We start from the raw sequence: 20271 nt of genomic DNA, 5'->3' as shown, positions 1-20271 counted from the left end.
CGGTCAGACGCGGCGTCCGGCGTGCGAAGCTCCGCCGAAGAGGCGGGCGAGGAGTCGGAAGGGGAGCGTCACCACGGTCGCGATGGCGCCGCCCACGGTACGGAGTGCGTCTGCTATGGCTCGGAACATGGGAAACGCGTGACCGCTCACGTTCCGGACAAACGCCTTCTGCCCGACTTGGCCGGTTTTCGCCCCTCCTGGAGCGTCCCCCGGAATCCGTTCAGCCCTTGCCGACCAGGTCCGCGGGGAAGGCGCCCGCGCCGAGGGCCGCGCCGGTGAAGGCGCCGCACAGCTCGGTCAGCCGCTCGGTGCCCGCCGCGCCCAGGTGCTCGTACGGCGCGCGGTCGAGCCGGTCGGTCTCCTCCTCCAGCGCCCTGCGCAGTTCCGTTCCGGCCCCGGTCAACTCGCCGTCGCCGTCCAGCAGTCCGCGCCCGCGCAGCCGCTCCTGGGCCTCCTCCCAGTCCCGGCGGCCGTAACCGCGGGTGGCCAGCACCCACTTGGGGCGCATGCCGCGGCCGCCGGCGGTGTGGCTGACCAGCGCCTCCAGCGGGTCCAGCCCGGCGCGCAGGAGGACGGCGACGTGCGCGTCGCCGCGGTGCTCGCGCAGCAGCGAGGCGCCGTGCCACAGCGCCAGGTGCGGGGCCTCGGGCACGGGGAGGTCGGCGAGCGCGGCGTACAGCGGGCGGCCCGCGCGGGTGCACGCCTCGGCGGCGCGCAGCGCCAGCGCGGCGGCCTCGGCCATCTCCTCGGAGGCCACCGCCTCCTCGCCCAGGAGCCGCCGCAGCAGGGAGTCGGCGGCGCGCAGCCGCGCGGCGAGCACGGTCTCGGGGGCGGCCAGCTCCCACACGCCCGGCACGTGGCGGGCGACGAGGTCGTGGTGGAAGTTGTAGAAGACCGCGGTGACGGCCCCGGGGCCGACCCGGCCCAGCGCGGCGGCGCGCCCGGCGAAGTAGACCGCGGAGGGGTCCTCGATGCCGTAGGGGGCCAGCTCTCCGGCCAGGTCGGGGGCGAAGTAGAGGGCCGAGTGCAGCGGGTTGACGACGGCGTGGCAGCGCCGTCCGGCCTTCGCGGGGAGGGACGTCATGCCCGAACGTTACCCGCCGGTAAGAGGCCAGGTGAAAACCGGGGCGCGCCGCTCCAGGAAGGCGGCGACCCCCTCGGCCCGCTCGCCGCTCTCCCGGGCGCGCTCCTCCCAGTACGCGATCCGCTCCGGCCGCACGGGCCCGTCCGCGGCGCCGGCGAACTCCTTGGCGGCGGCCTGGGTGAGCTGCGAGCGCGAGACGAGCAGGCGCGCGAACGCCGCGACCCGCCCGTCCAGCTCGTCCGCCGGGTGCACCTCGTCGACCAGTCCGGTGCGCAGGGCCCGCCCGGCGCCGATCAGCTCGCCGGAGAACAGCAGGTACTTGGCGGTGGCCGGGCCGACCAGGGAGACCAGGCGCCGGGTGGAGGAGGCGCCGTAGACGATGCCGAGCCGGGCCGGGGTGATGCCGAACAGGGCGTCCTCGGCGGCGAAGCGCAGGTCGCAGGCGACGGCGAGCTGGCAGCCGCCGCCCACGCAGTGGCCGCGTACGGCGGCGAGCGTGGGCCGCGGGAAAGCCGCCAGGGCCTCCTCGGCGGCCACCGCCAGGCCGCGGGACTCCTCGTCGCCCTCGCGCAGGGCGGTGATGTCGGCGCCCGCGCAGAAGGTGCCGCCCTCGCCGGTGAGGACCAGCGCCCGCACGGCGGGGTCGGCCGCCAGCCGCTCCAGCTCGGCGGGCACCCGGCGCCACATCTCCGGCGTCATCGCGTTGCGCTTGGCCGGGTTGCGGATGGTGAGGGTGGCGACGCCGTCCTCGGCGGAGACCAGCAGGGCCGGGCTGCCGTCCGGCGGGGTGTGCGGGGGCATGGGCCGGATCGTAACGGCCGGGTGTCCGGGACCGTCGCGGGGGCCGCGGAACCGGTCGCGCAAGGCCGGTCACGGTCGCGAACGGCGCGTAAGTCTTCTGTCAATTGCCATCGATAAGTGCCGACTTGCAGTCACCCGGCCGGACCGCCCGCACCGCGGGCCAACACTCGACGGGAGAACCGGTCCGGAACCGGGCCGGGCGGGAACGGCCGGCGAGAGCCGAGAGCGGGGTACGGCAGATGGAGATCCGCGGGGATTCCTTCCCTGACCAGGGCGGACGGACGCCGGTCGCGGCGCCGGACCGGCAGGTTGTACCGCCGCCGCCACCACCACCGCCACCGCGGCCCCGGCCGCAGGCACGGCTCCAGCCTCCGCCCCGGCCCGAGCCGTACGAGGGCACCTGGCGGTTCACCGCCCCGGTGCGGGAGTCCTCCGTGCCCCGGGCGCGCCACGCCGTGCGGGACCTCGTCCGCCGCAGACGGGCGCCCGTCCCCGACGAACTGGTGCACAGCCTGTCGCTGATCGTCTCCGAGCTGGTCACCAACGCCGTACGGCACGCCGCCCTGCTCTCCGCGGAGATCGGCGTCGAGGTCTCCCTCGGCGCCGGCTGGGTGCGTCTGGGGGTGGAGGACGGCCATCCCTACCGTCCCGCGGCGCTGGCCGCCGAACCGGCGCACGAGCACACCGGGGGACGGGGACTGCTCCTGGTCAAGGCCACCGTCGCCGAGGCGGGCGGGAGCTGCGAGGTCGAGCAGACCGCCTCCGGCGGCAAGGTGGTGCGGGTCACGCTGCCCCTGACACCCCTGACACCCCTGACGCCCCTGCCGCCGTCGACACCGCCGTGGGCACCCCCGTCGACGCCGCCGTCACCGGCCCGCTGACCCCGCCGGGCGGCCCGCCGCGGGCGTCACCAGCCCGCCGAGCGCCCGGCCACCTCGCGGATGCCGCCGCGCGCCGCGTCCAGCACCGTCATGAACCAGGCCGAGAACGGGTCCGCCTCGTGGCGCTTGAGCAGTTCCTCGGGGGTCACGAACGCCGTCTCGGCGATCTCCTCCGGGTCCGGCCGCGGGACGTCGCGCACCAGCCCCGCGAAGAGGTGGTTGTACTCCTGCTCGACCAGGCCGGAGGCCGGGTCCGGGTGGTTGTAGCGCACCGTGCCCGCCTCCCGCATCAGCCAGGGCGCCACGCCCAGCTCCTCGCCGACCCGGCGCGCGGCGGCGACGAAGGGCGGCTCGCCGGGGTAGGGGTGGCCGCAGCAGGTGTTGGACCACACGCCGGGGGAGTGGTACTTGCCCAGCGCCCTGCGCTGGAGCAGCAGCCGGCCCATGTCGTCGAAGAGGAAGACGGAGAAGGCCCGGTGCAGCCGGCCGGGGGCCTGGTGGGCGGACAGCTTCTCCGCGGTCCCGATCGTCGTACCGTCCTCGTCGACCAACTCGAGCATGATCGGGTCCGCCGTGCCGTTCGTCATGTCCGCCTTTCACCAGAACGCGCCGGAACGGCGGTTCTCCGATGTTCCGACTGTCCGGTCCAGTGTGCCGCACACCGCCGGGCGCCGCTCGCCGGCCTGCCGCGGGACGCCGGGCGCGCACCACGGGGCGCCCGGCGCGGCGTCAGTGGCACAGCCGCCCCTCGCGCGCCGCGTGCCCGTGCGGCTCCAGCTGGAACGTGCAGTGCTCGACGGCGAAGTGCCGCCCCAGGCAGTTCTGGAGGTCCCGCAGGATCCTGTCGTGGCCCTCGGCCTCCAGCGCCTCCCGGCCGACCACCACGTGCGCGGAGAGCACCGGCATGCCGGAGGTGATGGTCCACACGTGCAGGTCGTGCAGGTCCTCCACCCCGCGCACCCCCAGGATGTGCGCCCGCACCTCGGCCATGTCCACGTGCCGGGGCGCGGCCTCCAGCAGGACGTCGATCGCCTCGCGCGCCAGCTTCACCGTGCGCGGCACGATCAGCACCGCGATCAGCAGCGAGGCGATCGGGTCGGCCTGCCGCCAGCCGGTGAGCACGATCACCAGCGCGGCGACGATCACCGCCAGCGAGCCCAGGGCGTCCGCCGCCACCTCCAGGAAGGCACCGCGCACGTTCAGGCTCTCCCGCTGCCCGCGCATCAGCAGGGCCAGGGACAGGCCGTTGAGGGCCAGGCCGACGACGCCGAAGAGGACCGTCAGCCCGCCGGGCACCTCCGCCGGGTGGCGCAGCCGGTCGACGGCCTCCACCAGGATGTAGCCGCCGACCCCGAGCAGCAGCAGGCAGTTCAGCAACGCGGCCAGGATCTCGGCCCGGGCGAAGCCGAAGGTGCGCCGCTCGCTGCCGCCGGGCCGGTTGGCGACGTGGATCGCCAGCAGCGCCATCCCGATGCCGATCGCGTCGGTCGCCACATGGCCGGCGTCCGCCAGCAGCGCCAGGGAGCCGGTCAGCGCGGCGCCCACGAGCTCGGCGATCAGCAGGACGACCGCGATGGCCAGGGCGGCGCGCAGCCGCCCCCGGTACGCGGCGCCCGCCGTGCCCGGTCCGCCGGGCCGCGACCCGCCGTGGTTGTGCCCTGCGCCCATGGGTGATGCCTCCCGTATCGCGGTCAGTGTCGCGGACGACCCTGCGGACGATCTCAGTGAACTACGGGCGGGGGGTATGGGGCAACGCGGCACTGAACACCGTTGTCATCCCCTTTGACCTGCGCTTTCCACCTGCGTCTTCTTGTCGCGCCCGCCATCCGGAGGAGTTGGTTCCGGTAGGGGGGGCGCCGTGGGGACTCGCTCTCCGGGACCGGGACCGCCGTCCGGAGCACCCCGCGCCGGGGTGTTCTGCCGCGTCACGGCCGCGCCGCGGGTCCTTCGTGACGCGGTCACGGCCGCGTCATGGCTGCGTCACGGCTGTGCCATGGCTGCGTCATGGCTGTGCCATGACTGCGTCACGACTGCGCCGTGGCCGCGTCATGGTCACCGGCCGAGGGCCGCCACGGGCGCGGTTCTTGTGCGGACCGCCGTGATCGAGGATGCTGGGCCGCGGTCCGTGGTGTTCTGTCATGTTTCGTGCCGGTGGGGTGGTCTCTCCCCGGTGAATGAGGGGTGAACGGCCGCTTCCACCGATCCGATAACCTCTGGCCACGTGCCGCCTGCCCCGAACGGGTGATGGCGCACGGTGACCGCTGCCCGGATGCCGCCCGTACGGACCGCGCCGCGGACAACACGGCTTCCAAGGAGTGAGTTCGTTCTTGTCGACCGCCATTCTCACCGGTCCGCCGGTCGCGGGGGCGCCCCTGGAGGGCGATCTGCGGTCGCTGGGGTTCGACGTGCGGGTGGCGGACGACGCCGCCGGGGTGGAGGTGGCGCTGGCCGCCGTGCCCGCCGGTGAGCGCGTCGCCCTCGTCGACCCCCGCTTCGTCGGCCACACGCACAGCCTGCGGCTGGCCCTGACCGACCCGCGCTTCCCCGCGGCCGCGGTACCCGGCGCCCTGACCGTCCGGCCCGGGGCGCGCGCCGCCCTGGCGCGGGCCGTGGCGGCCGCCGCGTCCGCCCCTGCCTCCGCCCCGGCCCCGTCCGCGCGGACCGCGCCGGTCGCCGCCGGGGGGAACGCCGCGGAGGCCGCCGCCCCGGAGCCCGCCGGCCTGCCCGACCGGGTGGCGGCCGCGCTGGAGGAGGACGGGGACGCCCCGGCCGTCCACCGGCCCGAGCTGGGGGTGCTCGTCGCCGCCGTGCCCGCCGGCGAGGCGGAGCGCGCCGAGGCGGAGCGGGCCGTGGCGGCCGTCGACGAGGAGGCGGTGCGGCTGCGCTCGGCGGTGAAGTCCCGCGACGGCTTCTTCACCACCTTCCTCGTCAGCCCCTACTCCCGGTACATCGCCCGCTGGTGCGCGCGGCGCGGACTCACCCCCAACCAGGTGACCACCGCCTCGCTGCTCACCGCGCTGGTCGCGGCGGCCTGCGCCGCCACCGGCACCCGCGGCGGCTTCGTCGCGGCCGGGGTGCTGCTGATCGCCTCGTTCGTACTGGACTGCGCCGACGGCCAGCTCGCCCGCTACGCGCTGAAGTACTCCACGCTCGGCGCCTGGCTGGACGCCACCTTCGACCGCGCCAAGGAGTACGCCTACTACGCGGGCCTGGCGCTCGGCGCGGCCCGCGGCGGTGACGACGTGTGGGCGCTGGCGCTGGGCGCGATGGTGCTCCAGACGTGCCGCCACGTGGTGGACTTCTCCTTCAACGAGGCCGATCGGTACGAGAGGGAGGACGGGAAGGGAGGCGAGGAGGGAGGGGCCGCCGGCAACACCAGCCCCACCGCCGCCCTGTCCGGGAGGCTTGACAGCGTCGGCTGGACGGTGTGGGCCCGCCGCATGATCGTGCTGCCGATCGGGGAGCGCTGGACGCTGATCGCCGTCCTCACCGCCCTCACCACCCCCCGCACCACCTTCACCGTGCTGCTGGCCGGCTGCGCGTTCGCCGCCTGCTACACCACCGCCGGGCGGGTGCTGCGCTCGCTCACGCGCAGGGCCGCGCGCACCGACCGCGCCGCCCGGGCCCTGGCCGACCTGGCCGACTCCGGACCGCTGGCGGAGGGCGTCGCGCTGGGCTCGGCCGCGCTCCGGGGGGCGCGGCTCCCCGCGTTCACCGCCCCCGCCCTCGCCCTGCTGGGCTCGGCCGGGCTGGTGTCCGCCGCGCTGTGGGCCCCCGTGGGAATCACGCTCCCGGCCGCCGCGCTCGGCTACGCCGTACTGGCCGGCCTCGCCGTCGCCCGCCCGCTCAAGGGCGCGCTCGACTGGCTGGTGCCGCCCCTCTTCCGCGCGGCGGAGTACACCACGATCCTGGTACTGGCCGCCCGGTCCGAGGCGGACGGCGCCCTGCCCGCCGCGTTCGGGCTGGTCGCGGCGGTCGCCTACCATCACTACGACACGGTGTACCGCATTCGCGGCGGCACCGGCGCCCCCCCGCGACGACTGGTGCGGGCGATCGGCGGGCACGAGGGACGCGTCGTGGTGGTCACGGCCGCCGCCGTCCTGTGGGCCGCGGGTCAGGGCTTCACGATCGCGCTCACGGTCCTGGCCGTGGCCCTGGCGCTCACGGTGACCACCGAGAGCGTCCGTTTCTGGGTGTCCTCGCAGGCGCCCGCCGTACACGACGAAACAGGAGAACCCGCATGATCGGCCTCGTGCTGGCCGCCGGCGCCGGACGGCGTCTGCGTCCCTACACCGACACCCTTCCCAAGGCCCTGGTGCCGGTGGACCCGGCGGGCGAGGGGACCACGACCGTGCTGGACCTCACCCTCGGCAACTTCCGCGAGGTCGGCCTGACCGACGTCGCCGTGGTCGTGGGCTACCGCAAGGAGGCCGTCTACGAGCGCAGGGCGGCCCTGGAGAAGAAGTACGGCGTCACGCTCCACCTGGTGGACAACGACAAGGCCGAGGAGTGGAACAACGCCTACTCCCTGTGGTGCGCCCGCGACGTCATCAAGGAGGGCGTGATCCTGGCCAACGGCGACACCGTCCACCCCGTCTCCGTCGAGCAGACCCTGCTGGAGGCCCGCGGCGAGGGGCAGCGGATCATCCTCGCCCTCGACACGGTCAAGAAGCTGGCCGACGAGGAGATGAAGGTCGTCGTCGAGCCCGGCAGGGGCATGCGCCGCATCACCAAGCTGATGGACCCGGCCGACGCCACCGGCGAGTACATCGGCGTGACCCTCATCGAGGGCGAGGCCGCCGCCGACCTGGCCGACGCCCTGAAGGCCACCTACGAGCGCGACCCGCAGCTGTACTACGAGGACGGCTACCAGGAGCTGGTGAACCGCGGCTTCACCGTCGACGTCGCCCCGATCGGCGAGGTCGCGTGGGTCGAGATCGACAACCACGACGACCTGGACAAGGCGCGGGGGATCGCGTGCCAGTACTGACCCGGCTCATCCCGTCGCCGGTCGTCGTCGACATCAGGCCCGGTGCGCTGGACGACCTGGCGGGTCTCCTGGTCGACCAGCGGATCTCGGCCTCCGGCAAGCTCGCCATCGCCATCAGCGGCGGCTCGGGCGCGGCCCTGCGCGAGCGGTTCGCCCCCGCGCTGCCGGGCGCCGACTGGTACGAGGTCGGCGGCGGGACGCTGGACGACGCGATCAAGCTGGCCGACGCGATGAAGTCCGGCCACTACGACGCGGTCGTCGGCATGGGCGGCGGGAAGATCATCGACTGCGCCAAGTTCGCCGCCGCGCGCATCGGCCTGCCGCTGGTCGCCGTCGCCACCAACCTCAGCCACGACGGCCTGTGCTCGCCGGTCGCCACGCTCGACAACGACGCCGGGCGCGGCTCGTACGGCGTGCCGAACCCGATCGCGATCGTCATCGACCTCGACGTCATCCGCGAGGCCCCGATCCGCTTCGTGCGCTCGGGCGTCGGCGACGTGATCTCCAACATCTCCGCCGTCGCCGACTGGGAGCTCTCCCACAAGGTGACCGGCGAGGCGATCGACGGCCTGGCCGCCGCCATGGCCCGCCAGGCGGGCGAGGCGGTGCTGCGCCACCCGGGCGGCTGCGGCGACGACGAGTTCCTCACCGTGCTGGCCGAGGGGCTGGTGCTCACCGGCATCTCCATGTCGGTGGCCGGCGACAGCCGCCCCGCCTCCGGCGCCTGCCACGAGATCAACCACGCCTTCGACCTGCTCTACCCCCGCCGCGCCGCCGCGCACGGCGAGCAGTGCGGGCTCGGTGCCGCCTTCGCGATGCACCTGCGCGGGGCGGAGGAGCAGACGCTGCTGATCGTCGACGTGCTGCGCCGCCACGGCCTGCCCGTGCTGCCCGGCGAGATCGGCTTCAACGAGGACGAGTTCGTGAGGGCGGTGGAGTACGCGCCGCAGACCCGGCCCGGGCGCTACACGATCCTCGAGCACCTGGACCTGTCCACCGACCAGATCAGGGACGCGTACGCCGACTATGTCAAAGCCATCAGTAGCTGAACTCCGCCCGGTCGTCCACCCCGCGGGGGTGAAGGACCGGCGCAGCGGCGAGCACTGGGCCGGGCGCCTGTACATGCGGGAGATCTCGCTGCGCTGGACCCGGCATCTGGTGAACACCCGGATAACGCCCAACCAGCTCACCTACCTGATGGTCGTCGCGGGCGTGGCCGCCGGCGCCGTACTGCTGGTGCCGGGCCTGGCCGGGGCCGTCATCGCCGCCCTCCTCATCCAGTTCTACCTGCTGCTGGACTGCGTGGACGGCGAGGTCGCCCGCTGGCGGAAGCAGACCTCCATCACCGGCGTCTACCTCGACCGGGTGGGCCACTACCTGGCCGAGGCGGCGCTGCTGGTCGGCTTCGGCGTACGGGCCGCGGACGTCTTCCGCACCGAGGGGGCCTCCGCGAACTGGCTGTGGGCCTTCCTGGGCACCGTGGCCGCGCTGGGCGCGATCCTGATCAAGGCCGAGACCGACCTGGTGGACGTGGCCCGCTCCCGCGGCGGCCTGCCCGCCGTCCGGGACGAGGCGGCCGTGCCCCGCTCCTCGGGACTGGCGCTGGCCCGCCGGGCGGCGGCGGCGCTGAAGTTCCACCGGCTGGTCGGCGGCGTCGAGGCGTCCCTGCTGATCCTGCTGGTCGCGGTGGCGGACACGCTGCGCGGCGACCTCTTCTTCACCCGGCTGGGCGTCGCCGTCCTGGCGGCCGTCGCGGTCCTCCAGACGCTGCTGCACCTGGTGTCCATCCTGGCGTCGAGCCGGCTGCGGTGAGGGGCGGTGAGTGACGTGACGGACGGCACGAGAGGCCCGGACGGTCCGGAGGACGCCTCCGGGGGCCTGACCCTGGGCGCGGTCATCCTCACCATGGGCAACCGCCCCGAGGAGCTGCGCGCCCTGCTGGACTCGGTCGCCAAGCAGGACGGCGACCCGATCCGGGTCGTGGTGGTCGGCAACGGCGCACCGCTGCCGGAGCTGCCGGACGGGGTGCGGACGGTGGAGCTGCCGGAGAACCTCGGCATCCCCGGCGGCCGCAACGTCGGCATCGAGGCGTTCGGGCCGGGCGGCGGCGAGGTGGACGTCCTGCTCTTCCTCGACGACGACGGGCTGCTGCCCAACACCGACACCGCCGAACTGGTCCGGCAGGCGTTCGCCGCCGACCCGCGGCTGGGCATCGTCAGCTTCCGCATCGCCGACCCCGAGACCGGCGTCACCCAGCGCCGCCACGTACCGCGGCTGCGCGCGTCGGACCCGATGCGCTCCTCGCGCGTGACGACCTTCCTCGGCGGCGCCAACGCCGTGCGCACCGCGGTCTTCCGGCAGGTCGGCGGGCTGCCGGACGAGTTCTTCTACGCCCACGAGGAGACCGACCTGGCCTGGCGGGCGCTGGACGCGGGGTGGATGATCGACTACCGCGCCGACATGGTGCTCCACCACCCCACCACCCTCCCCAGCCGCCACGCGGTCTACCACAGGATGGTCGCCCGCAACCGGGTGTGGCTGGCCCGGCGCAACCTGCCGCTGCCGCTGATCCCGCTCTACCTGGGCGTCTGGCTGCTGCTGACCCTCGCCCGCCGCCCCTCCCGGCCCGCGCTGCGCGCCTGGCTGGGCGGGTTCAGGGAGGGCTGGACCACCCCGTGCGGTCCCCGCCGTCCCATGAAGTGGCGTACGGTGTGGCGTCTGACCCGGCTGGGCCGCCCTCCCGTCATCTGACAAGCTCTGTCTGAGAGCATCGGGTCCGGTGACGGAGTCCGGGGTCCCGCTGCACTCATTCCCATCCCGGCTGCGCACTGTGAGGACGAAAGTTTCAACGTGAGCGAGACAACGCACGGTGGTGCGATCGCGACGGGCGAGCCCCCGCGTTCACCAGACGACGGCCTGTCCCCGGCCGAACTCGCCGCCAAGTACGGGCTGACGGTGAGCGGGGCGCGGCCCTCCCTGATGGAGTACGTCCGGCAGCTGTGGGCGCGACGGCACTTCATCCTCGCCTTCTCCCAGGCGAAACTCGTGGCGCAGTACAGCCAGGCCAAGCTCGGCCAGCTGTGGCAGGTGGCCACGCCGCTGCTGAACGCGGCGGTCTACTTCTTCGTCTTCGGCATCCTGCTGGGCGGCCGCGAGGGAGTCCCGGGCGGCAAGCAGAACTACATTCCGTTCCTGGTCACGGGCGTCTTCGTCTTCACCTTCACGCAGACCTCGGTCCTCTCCGGCGTCCGGGCCATCTCCGGCAACCTCGGCCTGGTCCGGGCCCTGCACTTCCCGCGCGCCGCGCTGCCCATCTCCTTCTCGCTGCAGCAACTGCAGCAGCTGCTGTACTCGATGATCGTCCTGGTGGTCATCCTCCTCGGCTTCCGGCAGTTCCCGGACTGGTCGTGGCTGCTGGTGCTGCCGGTCCTGGCGCTGCAGCTGGTCTTCAACACCGGTCTGGCGATGGTCATGGCCCGGCTGGGGAGCAGGACCCCGGACCTGGCCCAGCTGATGCCCTTCGTGATGCGCACGTGGATGTACGCGTCCGGCGTGATGTTCTCCCTGGAGTACATGCTCAGGGAGCGCACCAGCGCCCCGGAGTGGCTGGTGGTCGCCGCCCAGGCCAACCCCGCGGCCGTCTACATGGACCTGACGCGCTTCGCGCTCATCGACGGCTACACCGTCGCCGACCTCCCGCCGTACGCCTGGGCGCTGGCCGCGGGCTGGGCCCTGCTGGTCGGCGCCGGCGGATTCGTGTACTTCTGGAAGGCGGAGGAGCGTTATGGCCGTGGCTGAGGCCGACAGCACCCAGAAGGCCGGGCAGACCGGGCAGGCCGGCTCCGCGGAGCCGGTGCGCGAGCCCCGGACGCCGACCGTCATCGCCGAGGACCTGCACGTCGTCTACCGCGTCAACGGCGGTGGCGGCGGCAGGGGCAGCGCCACGGCGGCCCTCAACCGCATCCTGCGGCGCAAGGCTCCGGCGGGGATGCGCGAGGTGCACGCGGTCAAGGGCGTCAGCTTCGTCGCCTACCGCGGCGAGGCCATCGGGCTGATCGGCTCCAACGGCTCGGGCAAGTCCACCCTCCTGAAGGCCATCGCGGGCCTGCTGCCCGCCGAGCGCGGCAAGGTCTACACCGACGGCCAGCCCTCGCTGCTGGGCGTCAACGCCGCGCTGATGAACGACCTGACCGGCGAGCGCAACGTCATACTGGGCGGGCTGGCGATGGGCATGACCAAGGCCCAGGTCCAGGAGCGCTACCAGGACATCGTCGACTTCTCCGGCATCAACGAGAAGGGCGACTTCATCAGCCTGCCGATGCGGACGTACTCGTCCGGCATGGCGGCCCGGCTGCGGTTCTCCATCGCCGCGGCCAAGGACCACGACGTGCTGATGATCGACGAGGCCCTGGCGACGGGCGACAAGAGGTTCCAGAAGCGCTCGGAGGCCCGCATCCGCGAGCTGCGCAAGGAGGCCGGGACGGTCTTCCTGGTCAGCCACAACAACAAGTCCATCCGGGACACCTGCGACCGGGTGCTGTGGCTGGAGAGCGGCGTGCTGCGCATGGACGGCCCGACCGAGGACGTGATGAAGGCGTACGAGGAGTTCACCCGCAAGTAGCCGCGGGACCGCGCGCCGCCCCGGCCCCGGCGGTCTCGCGCGGGGCCGGGGCCTGGGGCGGCGGGGGAGCGCCGCCCTCGTCCAGGCCCACCCTGCGGTGCACCCGGCGCAGCACCTCGGGCGCGTACCAGGCGGCGGACCCCAGCAGCCGCATCGCGGCCGGGACGAGCACGCCGCGCACCGCGACCGCGTCGATCAGGATGGCCAGGCCGCTGCCGAGGCCGAACATCTGGATGAAGGAGATCTCGCTGGTGCCGAAGGCGAACAGGCTCACCGCCAGCAGGCCGGCCGCCATGGTGACGATCCGCCCGGTCCGCGACAGCCCGCGGGAGACGGCCGCCTCCGTCCCCTCGCCCGCGTCGTGCAGCTCCTTGATCCGGCTGGTGACGAAGACCTCGTAGTCCATCGACAGGCCGAAGACGATGCAGAACAGCAGCACGGTCATCGAGGTGTCCATGGGCATCGGGGTGAAGCCGAGCACCGAGGACAGGTGGCCGTCCTGGAAGATCCAGACCATCGCGCCGATCGCCGCCGTCAGGCTGATGGTGTTGAGCACCAGCGCGCGCAGCGGCTGGACGACGCTGCCGGTGAACAGGAACAGCAGGACGAAGGTGGTCACGGCCACCCAGGCGATCGCGGCGGGCAGCCGGTCGCCGATGGCGGCCTTGGTGTCCACCAGCTGCGCGTCCTCCCCGCCCACCAGGGCGGTCACGCCGTCCGGGGCGGGCACCTCGCGGATCTGGCGCACCAGGTCCTGGGCCGCGCCGGAGGCGGGCGCCGGTTCGGTGGTGACGGTCAGGCGCTGGGCGTCCTCGCGGCCGAGCGCGGCCTCCGCCGGGCCGGGCGGTGCGGCCTCGCCCCCGCTGTAGACGCCGGAGGAGGCCTGGACGCGGACGACGCCGTCCAGCCGGGAGAGGGCGGTGGCGTACGCGCCGAGGTCGCCGGGGCCCACCGGGCCGGTGGTGACGATCTGGACCGCGGAGGAGGCGTCGCCGGCGAAGTCCTCCTCGACGGCCTCGGCCACCTGGCGGCTCTGCGCGGTCCCCGGCAGCACCCGCTCGTCGGGGTTGCCGAAGGTCGCGCCCAGCAGCGGGCTCGCGGCGAGCAGCAGCACCGCGAGCACCGGCAGCGCGGTGAGCGCGGGGCGGCGCATCACGGTGGTGGCGAGGCGGCCCCACACCGGGGCGTCGGGGCGGCGCACGGCTTCGGCCCACGGCAGCCGGCCGCTGTTGACCCGGTGGCCCAGGAGGGCCAGCAGGGCGGGGACGACCACCAGCGCGCCGACCGCGGCGATCGCCACCACGCCGATCCCGGCGTAGGCGAAGGAGCGCAGGAAGAAGGGCGGGAAGAGGAGGAGGGCGGCGAGGGCCGCGATGACGGTGGCGGCGGAGAAGGCGATGGTGCGGCCCGCGGTGGCCACGGTGGTGCGCAGTGCGTCGGGGACCGCGTCGCCCTGGGCCAGCCGCTCGCGGAACCGGCCGACCAGCAGCAGGCCGTAGTCGATGCCCAGGCCCAGGCCGAGCGCGGTGGTGAGGTTGACGGAGAAGACGGAGACGTCGGTGAGGTTGCCGAGCACGAAGAGCTCGGCGAAGGTGCCCAGGACCGCGAGCAGTCCGATGGCCAGCGGCAGCAGCGCGGCGGTGACGCTGCCGAAGGCGATCACCAGCAGGACGAGGGTGACGGGCACGGCGATCGCCTCGGCGACCGCGAGGTCCTTCGAGACCTGCTGGGTGATGTCGTTGCCGACGGCCGCCCGGCCGCCCGCGAGGACGGTGACCGGGCCCCGGTCGCCGGTCCACTTCGCGGTGATCTCCTCGGCGCGGTCGGTGCGCTCGGTGCTGTCGCCGCCGACGTGGGCGAGGATCAGCGCCTGGGTGCCGTCGCGCGAGGTGAGGGCGGAGCCGCCGGCGTCCCAGCGGGAGACGACGTTCGTCACGCCCGGCTCGTCCGCCAGCCCCGCCGCCAGCTCCCGGCCGGCGCGCTCGACGGCGGGGGAGTCCAGGCGCTCGCCGTCGTCCGCCCGCACCAGCAGCACGAGGTTGGCCTCGCCGCCGAACTTCTCGTCGATGAGGGCGGCGGCGCGGGTGGAGGGCGCGTCGGGGTCCTCGAAGCCCCCGCTCTGGAGCGCGCCGAACGCCCCGAAGCCGGCGGCGCCCATGACGAGGACGGCGACGAGCGAGGCCAGCAGTACCGCGCGGGTGCGGCGCAGTACGAGTTCGGAGAGCCACGACAGACACGACAACATGGTCTTCCCCCTTGTCCGGATGCGCGCCGTAGGATGTTTACGGCGTCAACATCGACTGTCGCAGAGGAATGTTAATGCTGTCAACATCAGGTGGTGCCCCATGACGCGGACCGAGAACGGCGGCAGGAGCGGCTACCACCACGGCGATCTGCGCAACGCGCTCGTCGAGGCCGCCACCGACCTCGCCCGCGACGGCGGGCCCGAGGCCGTCGTGCTGCGCGCCGCCGCCCGCCGGGTCGGCGTCTCGCCCACCGCCGCCTACCGCCACTTCGCCGGGCAGGCCGATCTGCTGAACGCGGTCAAGGAGCGCGGCCAGCGGTGGCTGGCGGAGACGATGGAGCGGACGGCCGGGGAGACCGGGGGAGGAGAGGACGCCGGGCGGGCCGCCGAGGAGCGCGTCAAGGCCCTCGGGCGCGGCTACGTCGCCTTCGCCCTCGCCGAGCCCGGCCTGTTCCGCACGGCGTTCCGCCACGACCCCGCCGCGGCCGGCGCCCCCTCCGGGGCCGCACCGGCCGCGGGGGACCCGGACGGCTGGGCCTTCCGCTCCTTCCGGCTCCTCGTCGGCGCCCTGGACGCCCTCGTCGACACCGGACGGATGCCCGCCGAACGGCGTCCCGGCGCGGAGATCACCGCCTGGAGCGCGGTGCACGGGCTGGCGGTGCTCCTGCTGGACGGGCCGCTCTCCCGGGTCGCCCCGGAGCAGCGCGAGGCCCTCGTCGAGGGAGCCCTCTCCACGGTCATCGGGGGACTCACGGCTCCGGAGTGACGGTCCCGGCCCGCCGCCCGCCCACCCGCGCGGCGGGCCGCCCCCGCGTACGACGTAAGCTGAGCCGGTGCCGGTGAACGGTGTGCCGGACGGTCCGGCCCCCGGTCGGACGAGCAGCGGATCATGCGCGGGGCGTGCCCGAAATAGGATGTTCCGTACGCGGACACCGCGGGCGGCGCCCGCGGGAGAGGCGTCGCCGACGCCGCCGACACCCCCGACGCCGCAGGCCTCCCCGGGTTCCGTGGTGTCGCGGACGCCATCGGTGGCATGAGGCATGAGGGACGCGGGTGTCGTGGAACGCCGCCGTTCGAAAGGGACGGGACTGTCGGTTGGAGAGACACAGAGGTGACGGCGATGGCTGTGGGCGGTCCCCGGTGACCCCCGTGCCGGACGCGCGGGCGCGCGCCGTCCTCGACAAGGCCGCGCGCGAGAACTTCCCCGTGGCCCCCCGCTTCCTCCCCCGGGCCTGGCGGGACGACCTGATGGCCGTGTACGGCTGCGTCCGCCTCCTGGACGACATCGGGGACGGCGACCTTCCGCCCGGCGGCGCCGACGCCGCCCTGCTGGGCCTGGACCCCGACCGCGCAGGCGACCGCCAGGCCCTGCTCGACGCCTTCGAGGCCGAGCTGCGTCGGGTCTTCCGCACCGCCCGCGACCCCGGCTCGGAGGGCCGGGACGGGCCCCGCCACCCCCTGCTGTACGCCCTGGTGCCGACCGTGCGCCGCCACGCGCTGACCCCCGAGCCGTTCCTCGCGCTGGTCGAGGCCAACCGGCTGGACCAGAAGGTCCGCCGGTACGGCACCTGGGAGGAGCTGCTGGGCTACTGCGAGCTGTCCGCCGACCCCGTCGGCCGGCTCGTCCTGGCCGTCACCGGCACCACCACCCCCGACCGCGTCCGCCGCTCCGACGCCGTCTGCACCGCGCTGCAGATCGCCGAACACCTCCAGGACGTCGCCGAGGACCTCGCGCTGCGCGACCGGATCTACCTGCCCGCCGAGGACCTGGAGCGCTTCCGGGTCACCGAGGCCGACCTCGCGGCCCCCACCGCGAACGCGTCGGTGCGCGCCCTGATCGCCTGGGAGGCGCAGCGCGCCCGTGAACTGCTGAACGAAGGAGTCCCGCTGGTGGCCAGCGTGCCCGGCATACCGAAGATCCTCATCGCCGGATTCGTCGGCGGCGGACGGGCCGCCCTGCGCGCCATCCGGTCCGCCCGGTACGACGTCCTGGCCGGCGCCCCGCGCCCCGGCCGGACCGGGGTGCTGCGCGAGACCGCGGCCGTCCTGGGACGGGCGCGGTGAACCGCGCGGTGAAGCGGACCGCCGGCCGCGGCGCGGAGCGGACGCCTCCCCCCTCCCCGCAGGTCCTCGCCGCCTACCGCTACTGCGAGGCCGTCACCGCCGGCCAGGCCCGCAACTTCGCCTACGGCATCCGGCTGCTGCCCGCCGGCCGGCGCCAGGCGATGTCGGCCCTGTACGCCTTCTCCCGGCGCGTCGACGACATCGGCGACGGCCCGCTGGACCCGGCGGTCAAGCACGCCCGGCTGGAGGAGACCCGCGCCCTGCTCGACCTCGTGCGCACCGGAAAGGTCCCCGACGACGCCACCGACCCGGTCGCCGTCGCCCTGGCCGACGCCGCCGCCCGCTTCCCGATCCCGCTGGGCGGTCTCGACGAGCTGATCGACGGCGTCCTGATGGACGTCCGCGGCCGCGCGTACGAGACCTGGGACGAGCTCAGGGAGTACTGCCGCTGCGTCGCCGGGGCCATCGGACGGCTCTCGCTCGGGGTCTTCGGCACCGTGCCCGGCGCCCCCGGCGCCGAGCGCGCCCCCCACTACGCCGACACCCTCGGCCTCGCCCTCCAGCTGACCAACATCCTGCGCGACGTGCGCGAGGACGCCGCCGAGGGCCGCACCTACCTGCCCCGCGAGGAGCTCGCGGCGTTCGGCTGCGCCACCGGCCTGAACCGCCACGCGCCGCCCGCGGACGGCGACTTCGCCGGGCTGGTCCGCTTCGAGGTGCGCCGCGCCCGCGCGCTGTTCGCCGAGGGGCTGAGGCTGCTGCCGCTGCTCGACCGCCGCTCGGCCGCCTGCGTCTCCGCCATGGCCGGGATCTACCACCGCCTGCTGACCCGCATCGCCCGCGACCCCCACGCCGTACTGCGCGGCCGGGTCTCCCTGCCGGCGCGCGAGAAGGCGTACGTCGCCCTGCGCGGCCTGTCCGGACTCGACGCCCGCCGGGCCGCCCGCCTGACCCCCCGGGAGAGCGCCCGGTGACCGGCGCGCACGACCCACGGGCCCCGCGGCACGGGGCGGACCAGCGCGCCGTCGTCGTCGGCGGGGGACTGGCGGGCACCACCGCCGCGCTGCGCCTGGCCGAGGCCGGGGTCGCCACCACCCTGGTGGAGGCCACGCCCAGGCTCGGCGGGCTCGCCTTCTCCTTCCGCCGCGCCGGCGCCGCGGGGGAGCTGACCGTCGACAACGGCCACCACGTCCACCTGCGCTGCTGCACCGCCTACCGCTGGTTCCTGGAGCGCGTCGGCGCGAGCGCGCTCGCGCCCCTCCAGCCCCGCCTGGACATCCCCGTCCACGACGCCGGGCGCGGCAGGCTGGGCAGGCTCCGCCGCGCGGCCCTGCCCGCCCCCCTCCACCTGGGGGCCTCCCTCGCCCGCTACCCGCACCTCTCCCCGGCCGAGCGGCTGCGCGTGGGGCGGGCCGCGCTGGCGCTCAGGCGCCTGGGCACGGTCGACCCCTCCGATCCCGCCCTGGACGCCCAGGACTTCGCGAGCTGGCTGCGCCGCCACGGCCAGTCCCCCCGCGCGGTACGGGCCCTGTGGGACCTCGTCGGCGTCGCCACCCTCAACGCCCGCGCCCCGGACGTCTCGCTCGGGCTGGCCGCGATGGTCCTCACCACCGGCCTGCTCAGCGACGCCGGCGCGGCCGACATCGGCTGGTCCCGCGTCCCGCTGGGACACCTGCACGACACGCTCGCCGGAGCCGCGCTGGAGAAGGCCGGCGTACGCGTGCTGCGGCAGAGCCGCGTCCGGGAGCTGACCCGGGAGCCGGACGGCACCTGGCGGGTCGCCGTGGACACCGGGGCGCGCCGGCCGGCGGGCAGTGACTCGACGGACCCGGCGGACCCGACGGACCCGAGGGGCCGGACGACGCTGGAGGCCGGCACGGTCGTCCTCGCCGTCCACCAGCGCGAGGCCCACCGGCTGCTCCCCGAGGGCGCGCTGGACGAACCGGAGCGGCTGCTGCGCATCGGCGACGCGCCGATCCTCAACGTCCACGTGGTCTACGACCGCAAGGTGCTCCACCGCCCCTTCCTCGCCGCGCTCGGCACCCCCGTGCAGTGGGTCTTCGACCGCACGGCGGCCTCCGGGCTGCGCGACGCGCCGGAGGGCGGCGGGAGCCAGTACCTCGCGGTGTCCCAGTCCGCCGCGCAGGACGAGATCGACCTGCCGGTCGCCGTCCTGCGCGACCGCTACCTTCCCGAACTGGCCCGCTTGATGCCCGCCGCCCGCGGCGCGAAAGTGCGCGACTTCTTCGTCACGCGGGAGCGCACCGCCACCTTCGCCCCCGCACCCGGTGTCGGACGCCTCCGCCCCGTCGCCCGCACCGGTGCGCCCGGTCTGTGGCTGGCCGGGGCGTGGACCGCCACCGGCTGGCCCGCGACGATGGAGGGCGCCGTGCGCAGCGGGCTGACCGCCGCCCGGGAAGCGCTGGCCGCCCTCGGCCGCCCGCACGACGACGTCTTCCAGGAGGCGGCGTGAGCACGACACCGAACGCAGAGGAGACCCCGTGACCCCGGCGATCCCGAGGACCCTGATGGACACAGCCGTCGACACCGCGAGTGTCGTCTCGCTGCTGGAGCGCGGCCGCACCCTCGCCACGCCGATGCTGCGCGCCGCCGTGGCACGGCTCGCCCCGCCCATGGACGCCGTCGCCGCCTACCACTTCGGCTGGACCGACGCCCAGGGCAACCCGGCGCACGGCGACGGCGGCAAGGCGGTGCGCCCGGCGCTGGCCTTGCTGTCGGCCGAGGCGGCGGGCGCCGAGCCCGAGACCGGGATCCCCGGCGCGGTGGCCGTGGAACTGGTCCACAACTTCTCCCTGCTCCACGACGACCTGATGGACGGCGACGAGCAGCGCCGCCACCGCGACACCGTGTGGAAGGTGCACGGCCCGGCGCAGGCCATCCTGGTCGGCGACGCGCTGTTCGCGCTGGCGGGCGAGGTGCTGCTGGAGCTGGGCACCGCCGAGGCCGCGCGGGCCACCCGCCGTCTGACCCTGGCCACCCGCAAGCTCATCGACGGGCAGGCGCAGGACATCTCCTACGAGCACCGGGAGAAGGTCACCGTCGCCGAGTGCCTGGAGATGGAGGGCAACAAGACCGGCGCGCTGCTGGCCTGCGCCACCTCCATCGGCGCCGTCCTCGGCGGCGCGGACGACGCCACCGCCGACGCCCTGGAGGCGTACGGCTACCACCTGGGCCTGGCCTTCCAGGCCGTCGACGACCTGCTGGGCATCTGGGGCGACCCGGGGGCGACCGGCAAGCTGACCTGGAGCGACCTGCGGCAGCGCAAGAAGTCCCTGCCGGTGGTCGCCGCCCTGGCCGCGGGCGGTCCGGCCGCGCTGCGGCTCGGCGGGCTGCTGGCCGCGGACGCCGCCAAGAGCCAGCGGGAGTTCGAGGACTTCAGCGAGGAGGAGTTCGCGGCCCGCGCCGAGCTGATCGAGGAGGCCGGCGGCCGCGAGTGGACCTCCCAGGAGGCCCGCCGCCAGCACGCCACCGCCCTCGCCGCCCTGGACGGCGTCGACATGCCGGGCCGGGTGCGCGAGCAGTTCGCGGCCCTCGCGGACTTCGTCGTCGTCCGCGAGGGCTGAC

The 20271-nt window shown here is 74.8% G+C and carries 18 protein-coding genes and 1 pseudogene; 13 read left to right on the top strand and 6 right to left on the bottom strand.

The window, feature by feature from the left end; translation table 11 throughout:
* Window positions 1–3: 3 nt before the first annotated feature.
* The 3 genes from QC029_RS03420 to QC029_RS03410 form a co-directional block, all read right to left on the bottom strand.
* Window positions 4–129: an LPFR motif small protein gene (locus QC029_RS03420; RefSeq protein WP_269846161.1), complete on the bottom strand. Its 126-nt coding sequence runs from the start codon at window positions 127–129 to the stop codon at window positions 4–6.
* Between the two features lie 91 nt (window positions 130–220).
* Window positions 221–1084: a hypothetical protein gene (locus QC029_RS03415; protein ID WP_279553826.1), complete on the bottom strand. Its 864-nt coding sequence runs from the start codon at window positions 1082–1084 to the stop codon at window positions 221–223.
* 9 nt (window positions 1085–1093) lie between these two features.
* Complete coding sequence (locus tag QC029_RS03410; protein WP_279553825.1) at window positions 1094–1885, bottom strand: enoyl-CoA hydratase/isomerase family protein; 792 nt, start codon at window positions 1883–1885, stop codon at window positions 1094–1096.
* 371 nt (window positions 1886–2256) lie between these two features.
* Here QC029_RS03410 and QC029_RS03405 point away from each other — a divergent pair.
* A pseudogene (locus QC029_RS03405) lies at window positions 2257–2766 on the top strand (ATP-binding protein); the annotation flags it as partial.
* A 26-nt stretch (window positions 2767–2792) separates the two neighbouring features.
* Here QC029_RS03405 and idi read toward each other — a convergent pair.
* Complete coding sequence (gene idi / locus QC029_RS03400) at window positions 2793–3353, bottom strand: isopentenyl-diphosphate Delta-isomerase (protein WP_279553824.1); 561 nt, start codon at window positions 3351–3353, stop codon at window positions 2793–2795.
* Window positions 3354–3495: 142 nt separating this feature from the next.
* Complete coding sequence (locus QC029_RS03395) at window positions 3496–4434, bottom strand: cation diffusion facilitator family transporter (RefSeq protein WP_279553823.1); 939 nt, start codon at window positions 4432–4434, stop codon at window positions 3496–3498.
* A 659-nt stretch (window positions 4435–5093) separates the two neighbouring features.
* On the opposite strand from QC029_RS03395, the gene QC029_RS03390 reads away from it, so the two are divergent.
* The 7 genes from QC029_RS03390 (at window position 5094) to QC029_RS03360 (ending at window position 12377) form a co-directional block, all read left to right on the top strand.
* Window positions 5094–7010 (top strand): DUF5941 domain-containing protein, encoded by a 1917-nt coding sequence (locus QC029_RS03390; RefSeq protein WP_279553822.1) that lies wholly within the window; start codon window positions 5094–5096, stop codon window positions 7008–7010.
* Window positions 7007–7756, top strand: a complete 750-nt coding sequence (locus QC029_RS03385) for a phosphocholine cytidylyltransferase family protein (protein WP_279553821.1) — start codon at window positions 7007–7009, stop codon at window positions 7754–7756. The genes QC029_RS03390 and QC029_RS03385 overlap by 4 nt, the downstream gene beginning before the upstream one ends.
* Window positions 7744–8805 carry an iron-containing alcohol dehydrogenase family protein gene (locus tag QC029_RS03380; protein WP_279553820.1) on the top strand — a complete coding sequence of 354 codons (1062 nt, stop codon included), beginning with the start codon at window positions 7744–7746 and terminating at the stop codon, window positions 8803–8805. The genes QC029_RS03385 and QC029_RS03380 overlap by 13 nt, the downstream gene beginning before the upstream one ends.
* Window positions 8783–9568 carry a CDP-alcohol phosphatidyltransferase family protein gene (locus QC029_RS03375; RefSeq protein ID WP_279553819.1) on the top strand — a complete coding sequence of 262 codons (786 nt, stop codon included), beginning with the start codon at window positions 8783–8785 and terminating at the stop codon, window positions 9566–9568. The genes QC029_RS03380 and QC029_RS03375 overlap by 23 nt, the downstream gene beginning before the upstream one ends.
* A gap of 93 nt (window positions 9569–9661) precedes the next feature.
* A complete protein-coding gene (locus tag QC029_RS03370) occupies window positions 9662–10507 on the top strand; it encodes a glycosyltransferase family 2 protein (protein ID WP_279553960.1) in 846 nt (281 codons plus the stop codon).
* Between the two features lie 99 nt (window positions 10508–10606).
* The gene (locus QC029_RS03365) at window positions 10607–11554 is read left to right on the top strand and encodes an ABC transporter permease (protein ID WP_279553818.1); all 948 of its coding nucleotides are present in this window, start codon (window positions 10607–10609) and stop codon (window positions 11552–11554) included.
* Window positions 11541–12377 (top strand): ABC transporter ATP-binding protein, encoded by an 837-nt coding sequence (locus tag QC029_RS03360; protein WP_279553817.1) that lies wholly within the window; start codon window positions 11541–11543, stop codon window positions 12375–12377. The genes QC029_RS03365 and QC029_RS03360 overlap by 14 nt, the downstream gene beginning before the upstream one ends.
* On the opposite strand, the gene QC029_RS03355 is transcribed toward QC029_RS03360, so the two are convergent.
* A complete protein-coding gene (locus QC029_RS03355) occupies window positions 12364–14622 on the bottom strand; it encodes an MMPL family transporter (protein ID WP_279553816.1) in 2259 nt (752 codons plus the stop codon). The genes QC029_RS03360 and QC029_RS03355 overlap by 14 nt on opposite strands.
* A gap of 100 nt (window positions 14623–14722) precedes the next feature.
* On the opposite strand from QC029_RS03355, the gene QC029_RS03350 reads away from it, so the two are divergent.
* From QC029_RS03350 to QC029_RS03330, 5 genes are all read left to right on the top strand, one after another.
* Window positions 14723–15388, top strand: coding sequence for a TetR/AcrR family transcriptional regulator (locus tag QC029_RS03350; protein WP_279553815.1), 666 nt, complete (start codon window positions 14723–14725; stop codon window positions 15386–15388).
* A gap of 374 nt (window positions 15389–15762) precedes the next feature.
* Window positions 15763–16686, top strand: a complete 924-nt coding sequence (gene hpnC, locus QC029_RS03345) for a squalene synthase HpnC (RefSeq protein WP_279553814.1) — start codon at window positions 15763–15765, stop codon at window positions 16684–16686.
* An 8-nt stretch (window positions 16687–16694) separates the two neighbouring features.
* Window positions 16695–17660, top strand: a complete 966-nt coding sequence (gene hpnD, locus QC029_RS03340; RefSeq protein WP_279553959.1) for a presqualene diphosphate synthase HpnD — start codon at window positions 16695–16697, stop codon at window positions 17658–17660.
* Window positions 17657–19159 (top strand): hydroxysqualene dehydroxylase HpnE, encoded by a 1503-nt coding sequence (gene hpnE, locus QC029_RS03335; RefSeq protein ID WP_279553813.1) that lies wholly within the window; start codon window positions 17657–17659, stop codon window positions 19157–19159. Before hpnD ends, hpnE begins: the two co-directional genes overlap by 4 nt.
* Window positions 19160–19214: 55 nt before the next feature.
* Window positions 19215–20270 (top strand): polyprenyl synthetase family protein, encoded by a 1056-nt coding sequence (locus tag QC029_RS03330; protein ID WP_279553958.1) that lies wholly within the window; start codon window positions 19215–19217, stop codon window positions 20268–20270.
* The last annotated feature ends 1 nt before the right edge of the window (window position 20271 follow it).

The sequence above is a fragment of the Streptomyces sp. DH37 genome, assembly GCF_029813835.1.
GTDB lineage: Bacteria > Actinomycetota > Actinomycetes > Streptomycetales > Streptomycetaceae > Streptomyces.
Note: the sequence above shows the minus strand (reverse complement) of the source record. Positions and strands in the feature narration are given on the sequence as shown.

Bases quoted from the DNA above. Each gene is read 5' to 3' on its own strand.
- QC029_RS03420 (WP_269846161.1), bottom strand. From the start codon at position 129: ATGTTCCGAGCCATAGCAGACGCACTCCGTACCGTGGGCGGCGCCATC.
- QC029_RS03415 (WP_279553826.1), bottom strand. From the start codon at position 1,084: ATGACGTCCCTCCCCGCGAAGGCCGGACGGCGCTGCCACGCCGTCGTC.
- QC029_RS03410 (WP_279553825.1), bottom strand. From the start codon at position 1,885: ATGCCCCCGCACACCCCGCCGGACGGCAGCCCGGCCCTGCTGGTCTCC.
- idi (WP_279553824.1), bottom strand. From the start codon at position 3,353: ATGACGAACGGCACGGCGGACCCGATCATGCTCGAGTTGGTCGACGAG.
- QC029_RS03395 (WP_279553823.1), bottom strand. From the start codon at position 4,434: ATGGGCGCAGGGCACAACCACGGCGGGTCGCGGCCCGGCGGACCGGGC.
- QC029_RS03385 (WP_279553821.1), top strand. From the start codon at position 7,007: ATGATCGGCCTCGTGCTGGCCGCCGGCGCCGGACGGCGTCTGCGTCCC.
- QC029_RS03375 (WP_279553819.1), top strand. From the start codon at position 8,783: ATGTCAAAGCCATCAGTAGCTGAACTCCGCCCGGTCGTCCACCCCGCG.
- QC029_RS03370 (WP_279553960.1), top strand. From the start codon at position 9,662: ATGGGCAACCGCCCCGAGGAGCTGCGCGCCCTGCTGGACTCGGTCGCC.
- QC029_RS03360 (WP_279553817.1), top strand. From the start codon at position 11,541: ATGGCCGTGGCTGAGGCCGACAGCACCCAGAAGGCCGGGCAGACCGGG.
- QC029_RS03355 (WP_279553816.1), bottom strand. From the start codon at position 14,622: ATGTTGTCGTGTCTGTCGTGGCTCTCCGAACTCGTACTGCGCCGCACC.
- QC029_RS03350 (WP_279553815.1), top strand. From the start codon at position 14,723: ATGACGCGGACCGAGAACGGCGGCAGGAGCGGCTACCACCACGGCGAT.
- QC029_RS03330 (WP_279553958.1), top strand. From the start codon at position 19,215: ATGGACACAGCCGTCGACACCGCGAGTGTCGTCTCGCTGCTGGAGCGC.